Source organism: Micromonospora sp. ATCC 39149 (assembly GCF_000158815.1).
GTDB lineage: Bacteria > Actinomycetota > Actinomycetes > Mycobacteriales > Micromonosporaceae > Micromonospora.
The window spans coordinates 6,165,639-6,183,019 of sequence record NZ_GG657738.1 but is presented as its reverse complement, the minus strand read 5'-3'; the positions used below and the strand labels follow the sequence as shown (position 1 = coordinate 6,183,019).

General features: G+C 68.6%; 16 protein-coding genes and 3 pseudogenes. 9 read left to right on the top strand and 10 right to left on the bottom strand.

Annotated features, from left to right (window positions below):
- Positions 1-39: 39 nt before the first annotated feature.
- Both MCAG_RS31485 and MCAG_RS36420 read right to left on the bottom strand, forming a co-directional pair.
- Positions 40-416 (bottom strand): annotated as a pseudogene (locus MCAG_RS31485) (inositol monophosphatase); the annotation flags it as partial.
- Positions 417-676: 260 nt separating this feature from the next.
- Positions 677-883, bottom strand: coding sequence for a hypothetical protein (locus MCAG_RS36420; RefSeq protein WP_198141654.1), 207 nt, complete (start codon positions 881-883; stop codon positions 677-679).
- Here MCAG_RS36420 and MCAG_RS26915 point away from each other — a divergent pair.
- Positions 878-1,489: a pyridoxal-phosphate dependent enzyme gene (locus MCAG_RS26915; protein ID WP_198141653.1), complete on the top strand. Its 612-nt coding sequence runs from the start codon at positions 878-880 to the stop codon at positions 1,487-1,489. The genes MCAG_RS36420 and MCAG_RS26915 overlap by 6 nt on opposite strands.
- Before the next feature lie 194 nt (positions 1,490-1,683).
- On the opposite strand, the gene MCAG_RS33010 is transcribed toward MCAG_RS26915, so the two are convergent.
- From MCAG_RS33010 to MCAG_RS26895, 5 genes are all read right to left on the bottom strand, one after another.
- A complete protein-coding gene (locus MCAG_RS33010) occupies positions 1,684-1,854 on the bottom strand; it encodes a hypothetical protein (protein WP_198141652.1) in 171 nt (56 codons plus the stop codon).
- A gap of 35 nt (positions 1,855-1,889) precedes the next feature.
- The gene (locus MCAG_RS26910) at positions 1,890-2,564 is read right to left on the bottom strand and encodes a DUF5825 family protein (protein WP_007076103.1); all 675 of its coding nucleotides are present in this window, start codon (positions 2,562-2,564) and stop codon (positions 1,890-1,892) included.
- A gap of 12 nt (positions 2,565-2,576) precedes the next feature.
- Entirely contained in the window at positions 2,577-4,535 is a 1,959-nt protein-coding gene (locus MCAG_RS26905) for a RiPP maturation radical SAM C-methyltransferase (RefSeq protein ID WP_007076102.1), read from the bottom strand.
- A 259-nt stretch (positions 4,536-4,794) separates the two neighbouring features.
- Positions 4,795-6,600, bottom strand: coding sequence for an alpha/beta fold hydrolase (locus tag MCAG_RS26900; protein ID WP_050778087.1), 1,806 nt, complete (start codon positions 6,598-6,600; stop codon positions 4,795-4,797).
- 2 nt (positions 6,601-6,602) lie between these two features.
- The gene (locus MCAG_RS26895; RefSeq protein WP_157548267.1) at positions 6,603-7,844 is read right to left on the bottom strand and encodes an MFS transporter; all 1,242 of its coding nucleotides are present in this window, start codon (positions 7,842-7,844) and stop codon (positions 6,603-6,605) included.
- Between the two features lie 320 nt (positions 7,845-8,164).
- Between MCAG_RS26895 and MCAG_RS35330 the strand changes: the two genes are divergently transcribed.
- The 3 genes and pseudogenes from MCAG_RS35330 to MCAG_RS26890 all read left to right on the top strand — a co-directional run.
- Complete coding sequence (locus tag MCAG_RS35330; RefSeq protein WP_369751391.1) at positions 8,165-8,368, top strand: DDE-type integrase/transposase/recombinase; 204 nt, start codon at positions 8,165-8,167, stop codon at positions 8,366-8,368.
- Positions 8,322-8,555, top strand: a pseudogene (locus MCAG_RS31470) (nitroreductase/quinone reductase family protein); the annotation flags it as partial. The gene MCAG_RS35330 and the pseudogene MCAG_RS31470, both read left to right, overlap by 47 nt.
- A gap of 234 nt (positions 8,556-8,789) precedes the next feature.
- Positions 8,790-9,020: pseudogene (locus MCAG_RS26890) on the top strand (nuclear transport factor 2 family protein); the annotation flags it as partial.
- A gap of 60 nt (positions 9,021-9,080) precedes the next feature.
- On the opposite strand, the gene MCAG_RS26885 reads toward MCAG_RS26890, so the two are convergent.
- From MCAG_RS26885 to MCAG_RS26875, 3 genes are all read right to left on the bottom strand, one after another.
- Entirely contained in the window at positions 9,081-9,824 is a 744-nt protein-coding gene (locus MCAG_RS26885) for an alpha/beta fold hydrolase (protein WP_232290421.1), read from the bottom strand.
- Positions 9,825-9,921: 97 nt separating this feature from the next.
- Positions 9,922-10,491 carry a DJ-1/PfpI family protein gene (locus MCAG_RS26880; RefSeq protein WP_036378073.1) on the bottom strand — a complete coding sequence of 190 codons (570 nt, stop codon included), beginning with the start codon at positions 10,489-10,491 and terminating at the stop codon, positions 9,922-9,924.
- An 87-nt stretch (positions 10,492-10,578) separates the two neighbouring features.
- Complete coding sequence (locus MCAG_RS26875) at positions 10,579-11,322, bottom strand: GntR family transcriptional regulator (RefSeq protein ID WP_036375439.1); 744 nt, start codon at positions 11,320-11,322, stop codon at positions 10,579-10,581.
- A 437-nt stretch (positions 11,323-11,759) separates the two neighbouring features.
- Here MCAG_RS26875 and MCAG_RS26870 point away from each other — a divergent pair, with 437 nt between their 5' ends.
- The 5 genes from MCAG_RS26870 to MCAG_RS26850 all read left to right on the top strand — a co-directional run bounded on the left by MCAG_RS26870 (position 11,760) and on the right by MCAG_RS26850 (position 17,143).
- Positions 11,760-13,145 (top strand): extracellular solute-binding protein, encoded by a 1,386-nt coding sequence (locus tag MCAG_RS26870; protein ID WP_232290299.1) that lies wholly within the window; start codon positions 11,760-11,762, stop codon positions 13,143-13,145.
- The gene (locus tag MCAG_RS26865; protein WP_007076094.1) at positions 13,142-14,089 is read left to right on the top strand and encodes a carbohydrate ABC transporter permease; all 948 of its coding nucleotides are present in this window, start codon (positions 13,142-13,144) and stop codon (positions 14,087-14,089) included. The genes MCAG_RS26870 and MCAG_RS26865 overlap by 4 nt, the downstream gene beginning before the upstream one ends.
- Positions 14,089-15,000 (top strand): carbohydrate ABC transporter permease, encoded by a 912-nt coding sequence (locus MCAG_RS26860; protein ID WP_036375437.1) that lies wholly within the window; start codon positions 14,089-14,091, stop codon positions 14,998-15,000. The genes MCAG_RS26865 and MCAG_RS26860 overlap by 1 nt, the downstream gene beginning before the upstream one ends.
- Positions 15,000-16,067, top strand: a complete 1,068-nt coding sequence (locus MCAG_RS26855) for an ABC transporter ATP-binding protein (RefSeq protein ID WP_036375434.1) — start codon at positions 15,000-15,002, stop codon at positions 16,065-16,067. Before MCAG_RS26860 ends, MCAG_RS26855 begins: the two co-directional genes overlap by 1 nt.
- Positions 16,068-16,129: 62 nt before the next feature.
- Entirely contained in the window at positions 16,130-17,143 is a 1,014-nt protein-coding gene (locus MCAG_RS26850; RefSeq protein WP_232290298.1) for an ABC transporter ATP-binding protein, read from the top strand.
- Positions 17,144-17,381 lie beyond the last annotated feature (238 nt).

The window sequence follows — 17,381 nt, the reverse complement described above, 5'->3', positions numbered from 1 at the left end:
CCGGCCCATGACCGAGGACCATTGGCACAGCGAACTCACTCATGCTTTGACCCGCTGTTTACCTATGAGGGCCAGCAGGGCGGCATATGTCTGTCCGTCCGCGGCCACGACAGGCCCCCAGCGCCGGTATGCAGTGGTTGACCCTCGATCCCGGTCACAACGCATCCGGCCGCCTGGCAGAGGGCGATTCCGGCGGCGAAGTGAACACTGTCGCGCAGATGGCCATCTGTGACATAGGCGGCGCGGCGCCCAGCAGCGACCCAGGCCACGGCCAGTGTCGTGGACACCACCCTTGGACGGAATTGTTCAATAAAGCCCTCGTCAGCCAGCATCCGAGCGGCCAAGAAGATGTGCTTATTCGGAAACGGCGAATCGAGATTGACGTCGGCAAACCTCGACGCGGCCGACGGAACGAGTCATGGTGCTGACGCCCACCAGCAGCTCCTCGAAGAATTGTCGGCACGGAAGCGGTCGAGCACCCCCGACGGAGGTATTGATCATCGCGTGCCGGGACGGTCGCCACTGATGCCAGTCGCACGTACTTGCTAATGAGGTGCGAGAAGCGCCACCGCCCGCACCGCCCGGTGTGGGCGGCCAGCAGTGTGGCCAGCCATCGCGCTCGCTGGAGGTCCCTCTGTCGGGTCACCGGCTCGCGTCCTGCCCGATGCCGGATCGGTCAGCTGTATGCCGTCACGCGTGGATACCGCCCGGTGAGAAGGTAGTCGCCGAGCTCTTGTGCCTTGTATGCCACGGGATCGTGCAGGGTGAGCGTGCGGGCGTCGCGCCAGAACCGGTCGAGGCCGGTGGCGCGGACCGTTGCGCGTGCGCCGGTGAACTCGAAGATCCGGCTTGTCGCTACGCGGAACTGGCCGGCCTGGTGCACATCGCGCTGCCCAGCAGACCCCTGACGGTGGTGGCCAGCGTCGGCACCGGCGCGTCGAGCGCCGGCCTGATCCAGCCGCTACGCCAGCACGACCCGTCGGCCAGACTGGTCGGGGTCCAGCCGTTCGGCAGCGTCAGCTTCGGCAGCGAGCGCTTCCAGGACCCCGAAGCCATCATCGCCGGCATCGGCAGTGCCATCCCCTTCGACAACATCCGCCCCGACCTCTACGACCAGCTGCACTGGCTGACGTTCCGCTACGCCATGGCCGGCACGATCGACCTGATGCGGACGCACGCCGTCTTCGCCGGCCTGTCCACCGGAGCGGCCTTCCTGGTAGCAGCATGGGAGGCACAACGTCACCCCGAACGCGAGCATCTCGTCATCGGCGCCGACACCGGGCACCGATACGTGGACAAGGTTTTCGCCCGACACGAGGAAGCGCTGGCCCCGGCACCGCTGAGACCCACCGAGATCGGCACCCTGAAAGACCTGGCACCACCGTGGTCGACCATGGACTGGGAGCGGCGAACCTACCCGGACCACGCCCGACCCTCCGTCCCCGCATCACGACCCTCTCCGGAAACGTGCCGGGCACCCGGTTCATGACCAGCGGCGCTGATAGGTCACCAGTTCAACTGGCGCGAACCTTCTGGCGTACACCCAGCCGCTAGGTCGGCGGATGACCCAGTCGTACGGGACCGACGCGCCCGCGTCCTGGTCGCCACAGCACGCCCACGAGCCCGGTAGCGTTCTCACCTCCGACGACTCTGGAGCCTGATGACCGCGGCGGCTGTCACCGTTCAACTCAGAAAGTGATGAACAGCCGCGGCAAGAGCCAACGGGTTCTCCTGCGCCACGTGGTGGCCCGACTCGATGGGCGCGCCGCGCAGATCGTCCGATGACTGCCAGATCGCTCGGGCCAGTTCGGTGAACGTGGCCAGCCTGATCGGTCCGATGCTGCGCCCGGCCACCGCGCCAGGCGAGGATCGCCGGCCCGGCCTCGCCGCTAGACGATCATGGACGGCAGCGGCCACCGGCGCAGCCGGTACGGCAGCCACACCAGCATGGTGCCCACCTGTGCGACCAGGCCCTCGGCCGCGAAGTCACGGGCGATGTCCAAATCGACGTCGCTGGCCGGCGCGCCCTCGACGACCTGGGCCAGGACCCGCAGGTACGCCGGGTCGTCGACGGTGTGCAGGTTGAGCCGGCCGGCCCGGCGGTCACGGACCTGAACGAAGCCCGGGCCTGCGCGGAACGTGCACTTGTCGATGTAGTGGGAGCGGCGCCACGCGTCGAGGGGGTCATCGGTGTCGTCGTCGGCCGCCGCCGACAGCTCCGTCGGCGGATGCAGGTGGCAGTAGACCCGCCAGTTCGACCCGCCGTAGGGCAGCAGCAGCCGCCAGTCCACTGCGATCCCGAAGCTGGTCAGGTCGCGTACCAGCACGAGGCGACGCACCGCGTCCCGGGACGCCGCGTCGGTGTCGTCGACGGCCAGGTTCACCGGATCAGGCAGCGACACGTGCCGTACCCCGGCGTGGAACCATCGGGCGGCGGCCTCGCCGGCCGGCTCACGCAACTCGGTGACGCCGAGGTCGATTCCGGGTATGGCGCGCACCGCCGGGTCGTGATCGCGGGCGAGGCGGACCAGGACGGGCTCCCGGGTGGATGCGGCGACGGCCATGGCGGCCTCCCCTCAGACGGCGCTCAGGGCGGCCTGCTCGGCCGGCCCGTTCGCGGTGTGGTCGGTCTCCGGCCGCGCGCCGACGCGTTCCGGGTGCAGGTGGTCGATGCGGAGCAGGTCCTGGTTCATCGCCCGGGGCGCGACATGCACGAACTGCCCGCCGTCGGTGAAGACGATGCCCAGCTCCCGCCAGCGCCGCAGGAGGGATGCCACCTCGGGCTCGGGGCGGTGGAGCCGGCGGGCCAGCGAGTCGACGGTGTGCGGCTGGTCGAGCTGCCGGAAGGCGGCGACCTCCGGCGCGGCGGTCAGGCGAAGCACCCGCCAGGCGAAGTGCTTGCGGCGGCTGACCAGCACGATCTCCTCGCCGAGATCATGGTGGGTCAGCTGGCTGCGGGCGTACTCGTGCTGCCACTCGGTCACGGCCTCCTCCAGCCGGGCCGCCAGCTCCGCGCCGATGCCCTGCTCGGGCACGTCGAAAATGTAGGCCAGGTCCATCAGCTCCGACTCGGGCAGGTCGTAGTTCAGGCGGTACTGTCCCGCCGGCCGCAGGTCGCCGAAGCCGAGCTCGGGACGGTTGAAATACGGGCTGAACCGCTCGATGGCGATGCGGCTGCTGCCGCCGGCCGGGGCCAGGTGGTGCAGTGCCGGGAACTGGTCCAGGATCGTCTGGTAGTCCTCGTCGGTCTCGCCGGGGAAGCCGTAGAGGTAGTTCCAGGCGACGGTGACGCCGCTGGTCTCGGCGTCGCGCAGCATGCGTACGTTCAGACAGCCGGTCACCCCCTTGTCCATGATCTTGAGAACCCGGCTGCTGAGGTTCTCGATCCCGGGCTGCACGCTCACCAGGCCGGCGTCGGCCAGCGCCTGCACCTGCGCGCCCTTCATGTTGGACTTGATTTCGTACTGCAACCGCAGGTCGTAGTCGGACTCGGCGAGTCTGGGCAGCAGCGAGGTCACGTATCCCATGTCGAGGATGTTGTCGACCACGAACATGTCGAGCACCTGGTGCCGCTCGGCGAGAGAGACGATCTCGTCGTAGAACCTGCTCGGGCTCTTGCTGCGGAACTCCATGAACGAGCCGTTGAGCCCGCAGAAGGTGCAGTGGTGCTTCTCGCCCCACCAGCATCCCCGGGCGCCCTCGACGACCAGTTTCGGCTCGACCCAGTTGCGGGCCCGGGAGGCGGCGAGCCGCTCGAAGTAGCCGGCGTAGTCAGGGGTGACGATCTCGGCGGGCGGCAGCGGCTTGGTGCTCATCGGGTTCGCGATCCGCCGGCCGTCCGGGGCGGTCCAGCACAACCCCTCGACGCCGGCCAGTCCCGCGGCGGCCCCCGGCGGCACCGGTGGGCGCGCGGGGTCGCCGCCGGCCAGGGCGGCCAGCAGTCGCGGGAACGCCGCCTCGCCCTCGCCGCGCACCACCAGGTCGACGAAGGGGAAGTTGCGGTGCAGGGCCGCACCCTGCTCGCCGTCGCAGTTGGCCCCGCCGAACACGGTACGGATCGTCGGATCCAGCCGCTTGACGTGCTTGGCCGCCGCCAGCGCGGCGGTGTTCTGCTGGAAGGTGGAGGTGAAACCGACCAGGTCCGGCGCCCGCTCGACGATCCGCGTCGCCAGTTCGGCGATGAACTGCGGGGCGGACCGGTGCAGCTCGACGTTGCGCGCGAGTTCCCGCTCGGACATCTGGTCGCGGACCCGGCTGGTGAACTCGTCCAGCCGCCACTGCGGGTCGTCGTAGAGCGCGGAGGAGAAGACCCAGTCACCGCACCCGGCGAAGTAGGTGAACAGGGAATAGTACTGGTAGTCGTGCAGGGTGAACTCGGTGCGGTCGACCACCCAGTCGACGTAGTCGAGGTTGGCGTGCACGACCTCGACCTCGGCATCCGGGCAACTCCGGCGGACGCTGTTGGTGAGGATCCCCAGCGCCAGGGACGGGACATCGATGGACGCCCACGGCATGTTGACCAGCAGAACCCGCATGTCACCTCTCCTTGCTCACGAAGCCCGGACCCGACGAGGGCGACACCGAAGTGGGATCGCCGGGTGCCGGCCGAGGCGCGGGACCGGCGATCCCACTCGGTGGTGGATCAGAACTTGACGGTGACCGTCACCGTGACGGCGACGTCGGAACGGACCTGGTCGCGGTTGCCGCTGATCGGGTCGTTCTCGATGATGTTCTTACGCATGGGCTCTCACCTCCCCTCGCCATTCGTGGACCGTCAGGCCGCCGTCCGGTACGTCAGTCCGTCGGTCGCGCCATGGCGAGCGCGACCGGCGTCCCTTCGTCCCGTACGCCGTCGAAATGCCGCTGCATGAACAGCAGCACCGCCTGCATCAGGGAGACGTGACCACGGGCATCGAAATCCTCGTGCCCGGCTCGCGTCCGGAGGAGTTTCACGGGGACCCGGCGGCGCGACAGCGCCTCGGCGTAGCGTTCCACCGGGGCGGGCGGGCACCGGACGTCGTCGGTGGCCACGGCTATGAAGACCGGTGCGCGTACCCGGTCGATGTAGCTCGTGGGAGAGGAGTCCGCGTACCGCTGCGGGACCTCCTGCGGCGTGCCGTCGAACAGCATCGTGTCCAGCGCGCGGATCGCCGGGGTGGCGGCCGCGAAGGCGGCGGCGTAGTCGGCGACCGGGTTGATCGCCACTCCGAGCCGCCACAGGTCCGGCTGCACCCCGAGGGCGAGCAGGGTCAGGTACCCGCCCCAGGAACTGCCCCAGAGCGCCACCCGGTGCTCGACGATCACGCCCCGCTCGCAGAGATGGGACCGGACCGCCGCCAGGTCCTCCAGCTGGGTGAGCCCGACGCCGGCGCGGAAGTCGTTTCGCCAGGCGGCCCCGTATCCGCTGGAGCCCCGGTAGTTGACCCGGACCACCGCACAGCCGGTCCGGACGAGCACCTCGACCAGCGGGTCGTACGCGTCCCGGGCGTGCTGGAACGGTCCGCCGTGCACCAGGAACACCGCCGGCAGCGGCCCGGTCCGGTCGGCGGGCGCCGCGACCAGCGCGTGGATCGGCCCGGCCGGCCCCGGCACCCAGACCTGCGTCCGCCGGCAGTACTGCGCCAGCGACACCGCCTCGTCACCCGGGCCGTCGTCCGGTGCCGTCGGCAGCTCCACCCCGGCGACGGAGCGGATCTGCGGCGGTGTCGTGGAGTCGGTCCAGACGTACGCCACGTCACCGTCGGGCCAGGCCGCGGCGTCCAGGATGCTGCCGGCCGGGGTGGGTACCTCGGTACGCGTCCCCGCCGACAGGTCGACACAGTACAGGTGGCTGCCGGCGTGTCGATCCTGGCGGACGAGGACGCGGGTTCCGTCCGGATACCAGCTGGCGGTGATCTCGGTGTCGAAGCGCCACTCGTGCCGGGCCAGCCCGCCGGCCCGGGTCCAGGTGGCCAGCGCGTACTCGCCGTTCTCCTCGACCACCAGCAGCAGCCGGGCCGGACCGGTCCCGGGCGCGAATCCCAGCGGCCAGACCCGTCCGGTGGCACTGCCCGGCAGCACCGCCACCGGCGTGCCGTCGCCGGTCAGCACGGTGACCGCGGTGGGCGACGCGGCGTCGGTGCCGACCACGAGTAGCTGGCCGGCCGGGTCCACGTCGACCAGGTGGGCGTATCCGGAGACCCGGGAGATCCGGTCGACCCGGCCGGTGGCGGTCCGCCGGAACAGCGTCATGCCCCCGGTGTCGGAAAGGCCGATCACGGCGGTGCCGTCGGCGGCCATGGCGAGGCCGGCGTGCCGGGCCGGGGCGAGCCCCGGCAGCGCCTCGGTCGAGTGTTCCGGGTGGTCGATGTCGCAGACCCGCCAGCTGCCCACCCCGGTGAGGTCGTCGTCGAACCACCAGACGGTGGTGCCGCCAGGGTCGATGGCGGCCCGGACGGTGCCGGCCGCCCGGTCGGTGACCTGGCGCGCCGACCCGACTTCGCGGTCCCAGACGAAGACCTGGCAGCGCCCGTCGGCGTCGCCGACGAAGGCGGCCCGGTGCGGCGCGTGCTCGGCCACCAGCGGCAGCGCCGGGTAGTAGACGCGGAAGTTGCGAGCCATCCTCAGTCCTCCTTCGCCGGGGCCGTGCCGGTGCGCAGCTTCCGGACGTTGGCGGTCGCGTATGCGGCCAGCATGGCCAGGACCGCCGCGAAGATCAGTGCCACCGCGCCGGGGTGGTACCGGGCGACCAGCGCGCCGGCGAGCACCGGCGCGAGCACCCGCAGCGCCTCTCCGGTCGTGCCGATCACCGTTGCCACCCGGCCCTGGAGGTGGTCGGGGGTGATCGTGATGGCACGGGACTGGAAGACGATGGCCACCATGGGCGTGAGGAGGAAGACCAGCCCGAACAGCAGCCCGTAGCTCCAGGGCTGCCGGGCCACGCACAGCGCGGCGACCAGGCCCACCGTCGCCCACGACGCGATCGGGATGGCCACCACCGGCCGCAGGTGTCGCAGCACCCGCGGCGCGGACAACGCGCCGACGAGACCACCGACGCTGGCGATGGTGAGAATCAGGCCGACCGACACCGGCAGATCGCCACGGCCGCCGGCGACCAGGATCGTGTGGTATATCAGTGCGCCGAAGACGAAGTTGATGCCGGCGGCCCAGATGGTGACGAAACGTAGGAACGGGTGTTCCCACACGAAGCGCAGTCCGGTCCGCAGGTCGGCCAGGAACGAATTGCGGTCCGTCCGCTGTGGGTTGAGGTCCGTGCGAATTGCGGCAACGCAGGACGCGGCGACCAGGTAGGAGACCACGTCGGCGAGGAATGGTGCCCAACGCGCCAGTTGGAAGAGTGCCCCACCCAGCAGTGGCCCGGCGATCTGCATGGCGTGGTTGCGGGCCTCGAGCCGGGCCAGCGCCCGCTGGTCGTCAGGGGGCAGGACCCGCCGGATGGCCCCCGCGCCGGCCGACTCGTAACCGGCCTGGGCGACGCCCTCCACGAAGGCGGCACCGGCCAGGATGCCGAGGGTGACCGCGTCGGCCGCCAGAGTGCCGGCGACCGTAGCCATGGCGCCGGCCGCCACCAGCAGCGCGGTGACCATCATGGCCTTGCGGGGCAGCCGGTCGGCCAGCACGCCCGCCGCCGGCGCCGCCACGAGCCGCCCGGCCAGGCCGAGGCCGCCCACCAGGCCGGCGGAAGTCGGCGAACCGCTGACGGCGAGCGCCACCAGCGGCAGGACCAGGCCGGAGGCCTGGGAGCCGAGCAGGTTGATCCCGCCGGCCAGCCAGTAGAGACGAAAGTCGCGTGGGCGGGACGAGTCGGGCCGCAGCGGCAATTCACGGGCAGAGGTCGCCGTCATATTCTTCGTCGCGAGAATCGCACGTCTGGCTCCCATTTGCGGGCGCGGGAAAGGTCGACTCTGCAAAGCAGAGAGTTTCTACCTGTACATGAACGCTAACAGTAGGTGGCGTAACTGACAAGACATCAACTTTATTGAATGGTTGGCGTCGATTTGATCTGACTTGCGGCGGGTGACGAAATTCGCTGGGCCTCTCCATGTAACGGCGTGAGTGTGGAGGGTGGCCGATTTAGGTGGTTGGTTGCAGACACGCCCGAACCCGTTGCGCGGTAAGGGAAGGCCGCGGAAGCCCGTGGAACGGTGCCCCCTGATGAGGGACGATCGAGGCCGACCACAGCCAGCTCAAACACCGGCTCGGACCGATGCGCGGACTCCGCACCGACCGGACCGCCCAGACGATCGTCACCGGCCACGCCTTCGTGCAGAACCTCCGACGCGGACACCACGAACTCGCCACCGACGCCCCACCCGCGACCCGCGGCCTGGTGGCTCAATCTGCAGGCGCACCCGGACGCGACCGTTGACCTGGTTGACGGGCCGCGGCCGGTGCGTGGTCATGCTGCGACAGGCGACGAACGGTCGCGGCTGTGGGCCCGCTGGCGTGAGATCGACAAGAACCTGGATGGCTACGCTGCCCGGCGCTCGTCCGAAACTGCGGTGGTGGTCCTGGTGCCCCGGTCCGGCACGTCTGAGGCATCGCGGGGCACCTGATCGACTGGCTTTGCCCGATGGGCTGATCAATCACGTGTTCATGGACTGCGACTGCCGCGCCGAGGTCGGCCGTAACGCCAGGTAGCGAGCTGGTTTCGGCAGATCCGCGCACCTGATCAAGAGACTGACGGACAGCCCGCCGCGCTCGATCGGGCGGCACAAGTAGGCTACTCCGTGAAGTAGGCGGCACTCTCCGCGTCCGCCGGGTAGTAGGACTCGCTCGCCGCCGTCCGCGCCGCACTGGTACCGCTCGCCGGTATGCAGGTCGAGATCCATCAGGTGCTAACCGACGGCGATCACGTCGTGATGTACTCGCGGCGCTGGCTTCCCGACGCGGGACCGGAGATCGCGGTCGTCGACATCTGGCGGATCGACGACGGGCTGATAGCCGAGGCGTGGGAGATCATCGAACCGGTGGGCCAGGTGGCCGCCAACCTGGTGTGGTGGGAACCTGCTCAGCGCTGAGCATGCGTAAGCACCTGCGGTGCGGACCTGGCGGCACGGGCTGCGGACCTGCCGCAGCAATTAGTGACCTCGGTCCCGGCGGAGGAAGCACGACAACAGTAGCCTGAACTCGTACGGGTGCTCGATCGCCGGCACGTGCCCGCATCGGCCGAGCACGTGCAGACGGACATCGGTCAGGTGTTCCAGCAGGGGCTGGGCTGCCGTCTCGAGCGGGGTGACTCGATCCTCGGCGCCGTGAACGAGTAGCACGGGGGCGCGGACCGCTGCCAGCGTGTGCGCCGAGAGGGTGAGTTCGTCGACCCATCGTGCCCTAGGTGGAGGGAACAACGACGCGAATGCGGCCGCCCCCGCTCGCATCGCAGCTGCACGGGCATCGACGGCCGAGTCGGTCACGAGCGCTTGGTCGAGGACGAGGCGACTCAGCATGTCTCGTGCCCCGAGCGGGCCGGCGGGGGCGGCCCAGATCGCGTCGAGATCGGCGGACAGCGGCGCCCCGGGAGCGCCCATCGTCGAGACCGCCACGACACGGGTGACCTGCTGGGGGCGCGCGGCCGCCAACGCCAGCGCCACGGCACCGCCCATGGAGTGACCCACCACGGCGTAGTGCTCGATACCGAGAGCATCCATTAGGCCCGCGGCCTGCTCCGTCCACAGCCGGAGCCCACCCCTGGAGCCCGCCGGGATAGGTGTACGGCCGAACCCCGCCTGGTCAGGAGCCACCAGGTGCCAGGAAGTGCCCAGCGCCTCCACCGTCGTTGCCCAGGCGCCGGACCCGGTCGTGCCGGGTCCGGAGCCGTGCAGCATCAGCACCGCGGGCCCGGTGCCGCTCTCCAGGACGTGGACGGGGGAACCGTCGACTGCGACGGTCCGAAGTGCCGTCACCGGGGCAAGCCAGGTGTGCTCATGCCGATGCGGGGTTGACGGACTTCGAAAAGACCTCCATCATCGCCCTGCCGAATTGCGGCATGTCGGGCCACCCCCGGCAGGAGACGAGGTTGCCGTCCACGACGTCGGGAGCGTCGATGACCGTCGCGCCCGCGTTCTCCATGTCACCGGTGATGGGGGGGAAGCACGCCGTCTTTCGACCCTTCAGTAGCCCGTACACCGCTGGTACCTGCGCGCCGTGGCACACCAGCGCGATGGGGAGGTTGCGCGCGAAGAAGTGCTCGGTGATGCGCCTGACGTCGGCGTCGACCCGGATCCACTCGGGGGCACGTCCCCCGGGGATGATGAGGGCGTCATAGCGCTCGACGTCGACGTCGGCCCAGGGCACGTCAACCGGCAGCTTCCGGCCGTTCTTCTCCACGTAGGCGTCGGAGTTGGGGTCGAACTCGTGGATGACCAGTTGCACGTCACGCAGCGTCCGTGACGAGACGTCAACGTCCCAGCCACCCTCCTGCACGCGGTAGTAGGGGTACATGGTGTCGAGTTCCTCGGCGGCGTCGCCGGTCAGGAGCAGCGCTCTGGGCACCTGCTTCTCCTCGCATCTGGTGGCGGTGAGGTGGACGCGATCCAATCCGATCCGATTGGGCTAGCATTCCTCTGCCCCGCCCGCCCGTCAAGCCGCCACCGCCATTGCGTCCGCATCCTTGGCCTCGTCGAACAATCGTCGGAAACGCTCGCCGGACCGCAAGATGTGCCGACGCATCGCGTAGGCGGCGGCGTCGGGGTCACGCGCGGCGATCGCGGCCACAACTTCCTCGTGCTCGGCCATGGCCAAGTGAGTGACCTGGGTGTCGTGGTGAAGCCTGAAGAGGTGCACGTGGCTGTGCAGGCGAGCGAGCGCTTCACGGATGACCTGGTTCTCCGCGCTCAGGGCGACGAGATCGTGAAAAGCGGCGTCGCGCAGCCCGAAGGCGCCATAGGCCATGGGCCCTTTGCCCCCCTCCAACTCCGCCATCTCCTCCAGCATTCGTCGCAGACCGGCCACCTGCTCCGAGGAGGCGCGTTCGGCGGATCTGCGCGCCGCTGCCGGCTCGAGGAGCAGGCGGACCTCGAGCATGTCCTCGAATCGATGCCGGGTGATTTGGGGGGGAATGCGGTAGCCAGCATGGGGCACACGCACGACCAGGCCCTCGGCCTCCATACGGTTCAGAGCGTCTCGGATCGGCGTCTGCGAGACCCCCAACTCTCGCGCCAGGACGTCGATCGTGACGCGGGAGCCAGGCTCGATCCGTAGCGACATCAGCTGTCCGAGCAGCGTGTCGTACACCTCGTCGGCAAGCCGGCCGCCAGACCTTCCCGGCGGCATTCCGCCCGTCACGGCCCTACGGCCCCGCGCGATCATCGCTTCGTCGTCCATCGTGACGTGAGGTCCCTTCTTGCGCCTTCGTGAACCTGTTGACATCAGTCACGACGCTGCGGCATGCTGACGCCCCAATCGATCGTATAGGAAAAGCGTCGGATGCCCGCCATCCTGCACCATCGCGGAACCGCCCGCCATCGCTCTACTTCGATCACCTTGAGTTCCGATGGGCATGATCGACGTCCTGCTCGGTTCGTCACCGGCCGCAGACGAACCGAAGGACTTCTCGACGGCATGAAGACCCGGTACATCGCGGCGCACTCGTGACGCCGGCCCGCGGGGCGGCCCCCGCGACAGCCCGGCAACACGCCTGAACAACCCAGCACCTGCTCGGCGAGGCACATAGCGAGGCTCTAGAAGTCCCCACCCGGAAAGCAGGCAAGAAGATGCGGTATCCACAGCGAATGGGACGAATTTCCGTTTCTGGTCGAAAGGTGCTGCTGGCGACGGCGGCCATGCTGCTGGTGACCACGACCGTGGCGGCTTGCGGCGATGGCCAGGACGACGGCGCGAAGGCGAGCGCCCCCAAGGCACCGGCGGCCATCCCGGAGCTCACCAAGGACCCGCTGACCCTCAGCTTCATCTGGTTCGACTGGCCTCCCGCCCACGCACTGGAAGCCTTCGCGAACGCGGAGTACAAAAAGGAGCGACCGAACGCGACCATCAAGGTCAACACCGTGCCGAACGCGAACTGGCACGACGCGATGTTCACCCAGTTCGCCGCGCGCAAGACCGACTTCGACATCGCGATCCTGGACTCGCAACACATCGGCGAGGCCGTGACGAACGGCAACATCCTCGACATCACCGACTTCGTCAAGAACAACATCGACGTCAAGGCCTACAACCCGTACCTCCTGGCGGCCTACGGCCAGTTTCCCCAGGCGGAGACCGGCAAGCGCGACGAAAACGCCAGCCTGTACGGACTGCCGCTGCTCGGCGACACCTGGACGATGATCTACCGCAAGGACCTGATCGGCGACAAGCCACCGCAGACCTGGGACCAGATGATCTCAGTCGCCGAGAGGTGCCAGGCGGACAACCCCGGCGTCAGCGGGCTGGCTTTCCACCAGGCCAACGGCTCCGACGCCGCTGCCGTCACCTACAACACGGTCAACGGCGTCTACGGCGGCAACCTCTGGGACGCCAAGACGCGCAAGATCGAGGGCGTCCTCAACGACGCTGCGGGCCAGGAGGCGATGGACGTCCTGGTCAACAAGATGAAGCCGCTGACCGCCAAGGGCTCCGGCAACTGGTTCATCGACGAGGTGAACGCGGCGGTCGCCCAGGGCAAGGCATGCATCGCGTTCAACTGGATCGCCGCGAGCGGCGGCCTGCTTGATCCGAAGCAGTCGACGCTCGGCACCACGCGGGAGCAAATTCTCGACAAGCTGGGTTTTGCCACCCTGCCGAGCCAGAAGACGAACCTGGTCCCTCTCGGCGGTATGGGGATGCACGTGTCGGCCTACTCCTCCACGGCAAACCAGGCGGAGGCCCTGAACTTCATGAAGTGGTTCGAGCGGGCTGATATCCAGAAGAAGTGGGCCGCCGCTGGCGGTGTGCCATCGCGTACGGACGCCCTGGAGTCGCCCGAGTTCCTCAATGCCGGGCCGTTCAACCAGGTGTACACCGACTCGGTTCCCCGGATGCGGGACATGTGGAACGTGCCCGAGTACGCGCGCCTCGTCGACATTGAGAACACCAACGTGAACGCGGCTCTCAACGGCGCGAAGAAGCCGAAGGATGCGCTCGACGACATCGCCAAGGAACAGCAGGGCGTGCTCGACTCCAGCAGCCGCAAGGGCGGCGGCGGACTGTGAGCGACCCCGTCCCTCTGAGGACCGACGCGGTGCAGGTGGCGTCTGCGACGCCACCTGCACCGGGTCGGTCCCGCCGGCTGAGCGACCGCGGGCTCGCCGTGGCCTTCATCTCCCCCGCGCTGCTGCTGCTGCTCGCAATGTCGGTGTTCCCGTTGCTGTGGGCGTTGTACCTGTCTTTCACCGACTACTCGGCCACCCGCGGGGGGCCCGCCCATTTCATTGGGTTCGGGAACTACACCGCCATCCTGAAGTCGGCGCAGGTCCACCAGAGGGCCTTGACGACGTTGATCTACGTGGTAGGCGCGGTCGGCCTGCAGACCGTGCTCGGTTTCGCCATCGCCTACCTGATCTCACGGCGCACGCACGGGCGCGGACTGCTGACCACTCTGTTCCTGGTTCCGATGATGCTGTCACCGGTCGTGGTCGGGCTGTTCTGGCGATTCATGCTCGACGCGCAATTCGGCGTGATCAACAGCATGCTCGGCTCGCTCGGCCTGGGACAGGTGGAGTGGCTCACCCGGCAGCGAACGGCGTTGATTTCCCTGATCGTGGTCGACACCTGGCAATGGACGCCGTTCATCATGCTCATCGCACTGGCGGGCCTTACCGCGGTTCCCAAGTACCTGTACGAAGCCGCCTCGATCGACCGGGCGTCCGAGTGGTTCCGGTTCCGCACCATCACTCTTCCGCTGGTGTGGCCGCTGCTCCTCATCGCCGTGTTGTTCAGGGCCATCGAGGCCTTCCGGCTGTTCGACCTCGTCTACATCCTCACCAGCGGAGGTCCGGGGGTCTCCACCGAGACGTTGTCGTTTCACGTCTACAAGGTCGCGTTCCTGGGCTTCAACACCGGAACCGCCTCGGCGTACGGGATCCTCATGGTCCTCGTCGTCATCGTCCTCACGCAGCTCTACCTGCGCTACTTGAACAAGCTCAAGGAGGGCTGATGGCCGTCTCCGTCGACGAGGCCGTGTCCACAGGTCCTGCCCGGGATCACACGCCCCCCGCGCGCCGCGTTGGCGGCCGGGGCCGCTCCGTGCTGGAGATCGCGCTGCTGACCGTGCTGGCCGTCGTGATGCTCTTCCCGGTGCTGTGGATGATCGAGACGTCCATCAAGGAGAACCGGGACGTCTACGCCATTCCGGCCGAGTTCTTCGGCTTCAAAGTCACTATGGACCATTTCAAGGACGTGTTCGTCGCCTCCGGCGGCGGTCGCTCGGCCTTGTCCGTTTCGTTCCTCAACTCCGTCGTGGTCGCCGGGGCCTCCACGGTGCTGGCCACCACGCTGGGGGTCCCGGCGGCTTGGGCCTACTCACGCTTCGCCGTGAAGGCCAAGAAGGACCAACTCTTCTTCATCCTGTCCACCCGCTTCATGCCGCCCGTGGTAGTCGTGATCCCGATCTTCCTCATGTACCGCCAAGTCGGACTCATCGACAGCAAGCTCGGCCTGATCCTCATCTACGCCGCGTACAACCTCCCGTTCACGATCTGGATGATGAAGGGGTTCGTCGACGAGGTGCCCGCGGAGTACGAGGATGCCGCCATGCTCGACGGCTACACCCGCTTGCAGGCGTTCTGGCGTTTTACCCTTCCCCTGCTCGTGCCCGGCATTGCCGCCACGGCGGTCTTCGCACTCATCTTCTCGTGGAACGAATTCGTGTTCGCCATCTTCCTTACCTCCAGCGACAACGTGCGGACGGCTCCACCCGCCATCGCCGGCCTCATCGGTGGCACCACCGTGGACTGGGGTCTCGTGGCCGCCGCCTCCGTGGTGTTCGCGCTACCGGTACTCGTCTTCGCCTACCTGGTGCGCAAGCACCTCGTCGCCGGCGTGACGCTCGGGGCGGTGCGACGCTGATGGCGGGCATCGAGGTGACCGCCCTGCACAAGCGCTACCCGGACGGGACGGTCGCGGTTGATCACGTGGACCTGTCCATCGGCGACGGCGAGCTGTTCGTGATGCTCGGCCCTTCGGGTTGCGGCAAGACGACCACGCTGCGGGCCATAGCCGGCCTGGAGAGGCAGACGACGGGCGACATCCGCATCGGCAACACGCTGGTCAACGACCTGCCGCCCGCCGAGCGCGACATCGCCATGGTGTTCCAGTTCTACGCTCTCTATCCGCATCTGAGAACCCGCGACAATCTGGCGTTCCCACTGCGGGCCGAGGGACTGCCCAAGTCGGAGGTGCACGAGCGGGTCGACGAGGCCGCCCGGCTGATGCGGCTTGGTCCGCTCCTGAACCGGCGACCGCGCCAGCTGTCGGGCGGAGAGCAGCAGCGCGTCGCGCTTGCTCGCGCCCTGGTGCGACGACCGCGCGCGTTCCTCATGGACGAACCTCTCACCAATCTGGACGCGGAGCTGAGGGCGGACATGCGCACGGAGATCAAGCACCTGCAGGGGCAGTTGGGGACGACCATGGTCTACGTCACCCACGACCAAGTCGAGGCGATGTCGCTCGGTCACCGAATCGCCATCCTCAACAAAGGCCGCGTCGAGCAGATCGGCACGCCGCTGGAAGTCTACGACCGTCCGGCGAGTCTTTTCTGCGCCGCGTTCATCGGCTCCCCGCCGATGAACCTCATCGAGGTGGAGGTGGCCGACGGGAAGCTGCGCAGTCAGGGCGGACTGGTCCTCACGCCACCACCGGGCCTGCCGCGCGACCGTTGCCTGGTCGCAGGCGTACGGCCGGAGGCGCTGGAGGTAACAGAACCAGGGGCGGAACGTTCGGTCCCGGCCCGCGTGGTCTCGGCGGAGTGGCTGGGCGACGAAATCATCTACGTAGTTGACCACGGCGGCCAGCGCGACCTACGGGTTCGGATGCCACCGACGGGCCGTTTCGCCGCTGACGCACCGGTCGGGCTGCGGCACACCGGCGGGACCCCGGCGGTCTACGACGTGAGCACGGAAGAACTGGTGGCCTGATGGGAACCGTGGCAGTGCACGGGCTGTGCAAGTCCTTCGGCAAAGTCCAGGCCCTGGACGGGGTGACGCTGGACGTGCCGGACGGCTCGTTCTTCGTCGTGCTCGGGCCCTCCGGGGCAGGCAAGACGACGACCCTGCGCGCGATCGCCGGCCTTGAAAAGCTTGACGCCGGGTCGGTGCATCTGGACGGCAGGGACGCGACCGGTGACCCCCCGGCCGCACGCGACCTGGCCATGGTCTTCCAGAGCTACGCCCTCTACCCGCGACACACGGTGTACGAGAACATCGCTTCGCCGCTGCGGGCACGCCGCTGTTCTTCGAGCGAGATCGCCGCTGCCGTCGAACAGATGTCGAGCCTGCTGCACATCGAACGTCTGCTGCGGCGTCGCCCCGCGCAGTTGTCGGGCGGTGAGATGCAGCGTGTCGCCCTGGCCCGGGCGCTGGTCCGTCGCCCGCGCGCGTTTCTCATGGACGAGCCGCTGACGAACCTCGACCTCAAGCTCCGCGTCGAGATGCGCACCGAGCTCACCCGCATCCACCGGAGCCTCGGAGCAACCTTCGTCTACGTGACCAACGACCAGGTCGAGGCCCTGTCCATGGCCGACCAGGTCGCGATCCTCAAGGAGGGAAAGGTGCAACAGGTCGGAACGCCGACCGAGGTGTACGAGCGTCCGGCCAACCAGTGGGTCGCAGGATTCGTCGGGAGCCCGCCGATCAGCCTGCTCGCCTGCCACGCCGAGGGAGATCGTCTGGTCGGTACGGAAGGCTGGACGTTGCCGCGGCCCCGCTGGACCACGGCTGAGGACGGTCGTCCGCTGCTGCTGGGCCTGCGCGCGGAGGACCTGTCCGTCGAGCAGCGTGGGAACGCGTCGTTGTCGGGGGAGCTCTACGGGCTTGAGCCGCTCGGTGACCGGACGGTGGTCGATGTCCGAGTGGGGACGGAGATCCTCAAGGTCAAGGCACGACCCACCGTCACCGGTACGCCGGGCGAGCGGCTGCTTGTCACGGTCGACCTGGAGCGTGCGCACCTGTTCGATGCGGGCACCGGGGTGTCGCTGTCCGGGGCCGGGCGGTAACCGCGCCGGGCGGCGACGGCAACATGTGCCCGCACGTGGCAGTCGAGCCTCGACGGGCCGTCACCAGTGAGCACGGCCCGACGACGCTGAAACGGCCGTGGCCAGAGAAGGCGATCGGTAGCGCGTGGCCTCGCCCTACAGCCAAGGCCGAGGCCACATTCGACCCGCTCGCCAACCTCGCCCCCGACGAGGGCGTGTGACCCGTTCGTCTACCCGCACAGCGCGATCGCTGAGGCGC